The organism is Psychrobacter sp. T6-1, assembly GCF_052258445.1.
The window spans coordinates 1-5,433 of sequence record NZ_JBQQFC010000162.1 but is presented as its reverse complement, the minus strand read 5'-3'; the positions used below and the strand labels follow the sequence as shown (position 1 = coordinate 5,433).

Below are 5,433 nucleotides of genomic sequence, written 5' to 3'. Positions count from 1 at the left end.
TGATAAACTGGCTTACGCTTCTCCATAAAAGCGCTAATACCTTCTTTAAAGTCATCGGTCACTGCCATTAAGTTTTGCTGTTCGACTTCCATATCGAGTGCTTCATTGAGTCCAGAGTAAGCATGGACATTTAGCATATGCTTCATAGAGGCAAGAGCCTTGCCTGGTAGTTGACTCAAACGTGTGGCTAATGCCATAACCTCGCTATCTAGCTCCTCAGCGCTGACGACTTTATTGACTAGATTTAGGCGTGCGACATCTTCTGCCTTTAACTTATCACCAAGCATGACCAGCTCAGTGGTTTTGGCAGCGCCGATTAATTGATTTAATAGATAAATACCGCCTGCATCTGGAATCAGACCAATATTGACAAAGGCTTGCACGAATTTTGCATTATCACTAGCAATACGAAAGTCACAAGTGAGCGCTAGATTCATACCTGCTCCAGCGACTGCACCTTCTAGCTTTGCAATGATAGGTTTATGAATATTACGCAGTTTTAGGCTGACTTCGGCGACTTCGCGCAGCATAAAATCAAGTTTGGCGACCAGCGCTTCGGACTCCATACCATTCTCAAGCATCTCTCCTATGTGACCGCCACTAGAGAAGTTATTATTTGCGCCTTGCAAGACAATAACGCGTACCTCATCATCTTGGTCCGCTTTTTCAAGAGACTCTAGCATTGCTTGCTTGAGCGGCGTACTAAAAGCATTGAGTGTTTTGGGATCGTTCATGGTGATAGTAGCGATATGATTGTCGCTTTGATAGTCGACGAGAGCCTGAGACATGTTATATCCTTTAAAAGGTTGGGAGTGACCAAATACTATAGCAGTTTATGATAAGGATAAACCCCATTCTATGCACTTTAACGCCACTATAAGACATTAAAACGACTCGTGCAAAAATACTACTGTAAAAGCGGGTCTTTGTGACTTATCCTAATACAGGATACCAAGTTGCTTTGGTCAAGTCGCTTTAACCGTATCCAAATACGGATACCTGAACACTAATACCAACACAAGGAAGTCGTTATGCCATTTATCAAGATCAATAATACCAATATATATTATGAAGACAGCGCGCCAGATGATCAGCAAAAGCCTGTTATGCTCTTTGCTCACGGACTGCTATGGAATACGCGTTTGTTTGAAAATCAAGTAGAGCATTTTAAAGACGATTATCGCTGTATCGCTTTTGACTTTCGCGGGCAAGGGCAGTCACAGATTACCAAAGACGGCTATGATATGGACACGCTGGCAGGTGATGCAATTGAGCTACTCAATATACTAAATGTCGATAGCTGCCACTATGTTGGACTATCAATGGGTGGTTTTGTCGGGCAGCGCGTCGCTATTAAGCGCCCTGATCTATTAAATACGCTGACGCTAATAGATACCTCTGCTGATGCTGAGGATCCGGACAATATTCCTGGCTACAAGAAGCTTGTGACTGCAATTCGCTTTTTGGGAATGAAACGGGTGAGCAAAAAGGTCATGCCGATTATGTTTGGCACGACCTTTTTGAACGACAAAGCACAAAAAACTGCCCGCAAAGAGTGGCTGTCCATGCTACAGAGTAATCGTAAGAGCGGCGTCGTCAAGGCAACAACTGGAGTAATTGAGCGTCAAGGCATCTATGATCAGCTCGGCAGCATTACCACACCGACGCTCATCATTGTGGGTGACGAGGATGTGGCAACGCCTTATAGCAAGGCTGAGCGTATGCACTTTGCTATCGAAGGCTCTAAGCTTGCGGTCATTAAAGGCTCAGGACATACCTCAACGGTAGAGGCGCCTGATGCCGTCAATAAAGTGATGAGCAAATTTTTAGCCCGCCAGTCTTAGTACTCGTCAGTCCTAGTATCAGTCATCTTAGCTAATTTTTAGTACTTGCCAGCTGCATATGGGGTTGTCGTTTTAGCGCAGCCCCATACTCTGAGCTGATGATACCTATCATAACCAGCGCGAGCGCGATAATATGATTCATGGTCATCATCTCGTCTTTAAAGAACATTACCCCCATCACCGCACCAAACACAGGTAGTAGGTTCATAGCCAATGACGCCCGATTAGCCCCAATCTGAATGACGCTCTCCATATAAAACAGCTTAGAGATAATGGAGATGAATATCGCAATATAAAGCAACATGAGCCAGCCACGCCAATCTGGAAAGTGAATACCGTTTTGTGCCAAATCATAACCATAAAACGGCGTTGCGACCACTAAACCTGCTAAACTCATCGCCCACATGAGACTTGCCCAATGAATCTTGGGTGCATGACGTAATGCAATAGAGTAGGCAATATAAATACCTGTGGTCACCAAAGCCAAAGAGTCGCCAAGCGCAAAGTTATATTGCGATAATATAAAAGGCTGTCCCCCTGTCAAAATCCAAATCACACCGATAAAAGCAATCCCAATGCCTAGCCACTGCAATAGGTGCGGATTATCCTTGTAAATAAAAGCGCTAAAACAAATCACTCCAAAAGGTATTAGTGCCGTAATAATAGACACGTTGACGACGGATGCTCCCATTGAGAATGCGCTATATAGAACAATATTAAATAAAGCAAAACCACCCCCGCCAACGATAAACAACCACAGCCAATGCTGCTTAATCACCGCCCAATCTTTTTCAATAAGCTTGCGAGCAAAAAACGTCAAGATAAGGGTGGCAATAAACCAGCGAAAAAACGTCATCTCATACGGGGTTAGCCAGCCTTTGCCAAGCTTGCCTGTCACGTTGCTTGTCGCCCAAAGTAGGGGCGCTAATAAAAGCATAACGTAAGGTGCTGGTAATCCATTTTTAACCATAATAAGTACTCTTTAAACCAGCTTAGTTATTGAATGTTTTAAACTTAATAAAACTCATAAAAATGATGCACAGGCCCTTGACCTTGCCCCACCTCAAGCTTGTCTGCGTGTTGTAGCGCGCCAGTTAAATAGGTTTTTGCTTTTGCGCAGGCAATATCTAATGGCTCGCCGCGCCCCCAATTGGTCGCAATCGCGGCTGACAACGTGCAGCCTGTACCGTGACTGTTTTTGGTATTGACACGCACGCTTTCAAACCATTGATGCACGCCGTCGACGTACAGCAAATCTGGCGAATCGTCTTGCTGTAGATGTCCACCCTTCAAAAACGTCGGTACTGCTAGCTGTTTGGCTTGCGCTAGCATCTCGTCACGATTTTTGGCTTCATCTTCACCAAGCAGATCTGCCGCTTCTGGTAGGTTGGGCGTAATGAGTCCGACTTGGGGTAGCAGTTTGCGCATCGCTGACAGTGCATCTGCGTCAAGCAGGCGGTCACCACTTTTGGCAACCATGACGGGGTCTAGTACCACCTTTTTAGGTTGATATTTCGCTAAGGCCTTAACCACGCAGTGAATCATGTCAGCGCTGCCCAGCATACCGATCTTGACCGCATCGACGCGCACATCACTAAACACCGAGTCAATTTGCGCGCGTACCATCTGGGTAGGTAGCATCTGGATTTGCTGGACGCCTTGGGTGTTTTGCGCGACGACGGCGGTGATCACGCTCATCGCATAGCCGCCATTGGCGCTAATGGCTTTAATATCAGCTTGAATACCCGCGCCGCCAGTACAGTCAGTACCCGCAATCGTTAAAATATTGGCGATCATTGTTTTGCTCCTAACAAGGTTTTGGCGGCGATTTTTGGATCGAGAGCGGCGCAAACTGCTGACACTACAGCGATACCATCACAGCCTGTGGTATAAACATCAGCTGCATTGTCTTGACCGATACCGCCGATAGCCACGCTAGGCAATTGACTCTGTGCGACCAGAGTTCTCAAGCCTTCTATACCGATAGGCGGCGCGTGATTAAGTTTGGTTTGAGTGGCAAAGACAGGACCGATACCGACATAGTCCAGTTGCGAGAGATGCTTGGCGTGCGCTACTTGTAGCTCATTGAGAGTATTAATCGACAGTCCCAGCCAAACGTCCGCGCCTAAAATAGCTCGCGCTGCATCGATTGCCATATCGCCTTGACCAAGATGTACGCCGTCAAGCTGGGCTTTTTTGGCAATAGCAACGCGATCATTCATCACGAGTGGCACGCGTCCAGCGATGGCTTCTTTGAGCGCGCAGGCTATCTGGTACAACTCATCATCGCTAGCGTGTTTATCGCGCAGTTGTACCATCGTGACGCCGCCGTCAATCGCTGCGCAAACGGTATCAATCAAACCGCGCTCCGTGCACATGGCGCTATCGGTAACTAAGTACAAGCTCAGTGCCTCGCTAGATTTGTGCGTGGTTTTTGGGGTAGAGGTATTCATATAATGGTCACCTTGGCATTGTTAGAGACTTGATCGGCGTCTAAGTGATAAAGGGCGTCCAAGAATTCAACGTAGAAGCTACCAGGACCTTTGGCTGCCTTGTCTGCCAGCTCACCTGCTTGTCCGTAATAGCAGAGTGCACTGATGACAGCGCCTGTCAGATTATCGCGGTTGCTACCGATGAAACCACCGATTAAAGCCGTCAGTGCACAGCCAATCGCGGTCACACGAGTCATCATAGGTACGCCATGATGTACGCTCCATTGCTGCGTGCCATCAGTGACCCAATCGACCTCGCCTGTGACGACGACGACTTTGGCATGTTCGGTGAGAGCTTCGGCGGCGAATTTAGCAGCCTCGACCGTATCGCCGCTATCAGGGCCACGGCTTTGACTACTCATACCCGCTAGTGCCAAAATCTCTGACGCATTACCACGGATGACATCAGGCTTGAACGCTAATAAGCGCTCACAGCTTTGCAAGCGGTAAGCGGTAGCGCCGACTGCTACAGGATCTAAGACCCAAGGGATGTTTTGCTCATGAGCGACTTGTGCGGTTGTCAGCATGCTATCAAGCCAGTCTGGCGATAACGTGCCAATATTGATGGTGAGCGCATGAGATAAGCGCACGAATTCTGGTGCCTCTGTTTGGGCATGTACCATAGCAGGCGAGGCACCAGCGGCTAGTAAAACATTAGCTGCGGTGCTCATAGCGACAAAGTTAGTGATATTGTGTACTAAAGGCGCTTGAGTACGAAACGAGGTAAAGCAAGAATGAATCGATTGAGGATGCATTTTCTCTCCATAACTAAAAATGGCAGGCGAGAAAACACATAGCATCACGAGTGGATACGGTGATGGCTATACACTCCCTACGCCAGTATGATCTGGATCAGGTTCTAAGGGTACATCTCAGCCTAACGGCGCCCCTGTGAATAACGTTTTGATATTTTATATAATAACTTTTAGGATAAAGGTTTTAATCAATCTATACCAATACAAAGCATCTTACCGAGCTTATCAAAGTAATACAATACAAGACTTGGTAAATCTAACTTACATTCTTGAATTAAATTCATTGCTGTTGTTATTAATTGTCCCAAACACTTCGGCGCGATTGACGATCTCAGTCGCCCA

The 5,433-nt window shown here is 46.8% G+C and carries 6 protein-coding genes and 1 riboswitch; of the genes, 1 reads left to right on the top strand and 5 read right to left on the bottom strand.

The window, feature by feature from the left end; translation table 11 throughout:
• Positions 1-788, bottom strand: a 788-nt coding sequence (locus tag ACTXGO_RS09145; RefSeq protein ID WP_443574157.1) for an enoyl-CoA hydratase/isomerase family protein, incomplete at its 3' end; no start/stop codon positions are given.
• A 243-nt stretch (positions 789-1,031) separates the two neighbouring features.
• On the opposite strand from ACTXGO_RS09145, the gene ACTXGO_RS09140 reads away from it, so the two are divergent.
• Positions 1,032-1,844 carry an alpha/beta fold hydrolase gene (locus tag ACTXGO_RS09140; RefSeq protein ID WP_435949288.1) on the top strand — a complete coding sequence of 271 codons (813 nt, stop codon included), beginning with the start codon at positions 1,032-1,034 and terminating at the stop codon, positions 1,842-1,844.
• A 31-nt stretch (positions 1,845-1,875) separates the two neighbouring features.
• Here ACTXGO_RS09140 and ACTXGO_RS09135 read toward each other — a convergent pair whose 3' ends face one another.
• From ACTXGO_RS09135 to thiM, 4 genes are read right to left on the bottom strand one after another with little or no spacing between them, the layout of a single operon-like run.
• Positions 1,876-2,814 (bottom strand): DMT family transporter, encoded by a 939-nt coding sequence (locus tag ACTXGO_RS09135; RefSeq protein WP_435949287.1) that lies wholly within the window; start codon positions 2,812-2,814, stop codon positions 1,876-1,878.
• A 44-nt stretch (positions 2,815-2,858) separates the two neighbouring features.
• Positions 2,859-3,641 carry a bifunctional hydroxymethylpyrimidine kinase/phosphomethylpyrimidine kinase gene (gene thiD / locus ACTXGO_RS09130; protein WP_435949286.1) on the bottom strand — a complete coding sequence of 261 codons (783 nt, stop codon included), beginning with the start codon at positions 3,639-3,641 and terminating at the stop codon, positions 2,859-2,861.
• The gene (gene thiE, locus ACTXGO_RS09125; protein ID WP_435949285.1) at positions 3,638-4,297 is read right to left on the bottom strand and encodes a thiamine phosphate synthase; all 660 of its coding nucleotides are present in this window, start codon (positions 4,295-4,297) and stop codon (positions 3,638-3,640) included. Before thiE ends, thiD begins: the two co-directional genes overlap by 4 nt.
• Positions 4,294-5,091, bottom strand: a complete 798-nt coding sequence (gene thiM, locus ACTXGO_RS09120) for a hydroxyethylthiazole kinase (RefSeq protein ID WP_443574155.1) — start codon at positions 5,089-5,091, stop codon at positions 4,294-4,296. Before thiM ends, thiE begins: the two co-directional genes overlap by 4 nt.
• 57 nt (positions 5,092-5,148) lie before the next feature.
• A riboswitch (TPP riboswitch) is annotated at positions 5,149-5,237 on the bottom strand.
• Between the last annotated feature and the right edge of the window lie 196 nt (positions 5,238-5,433).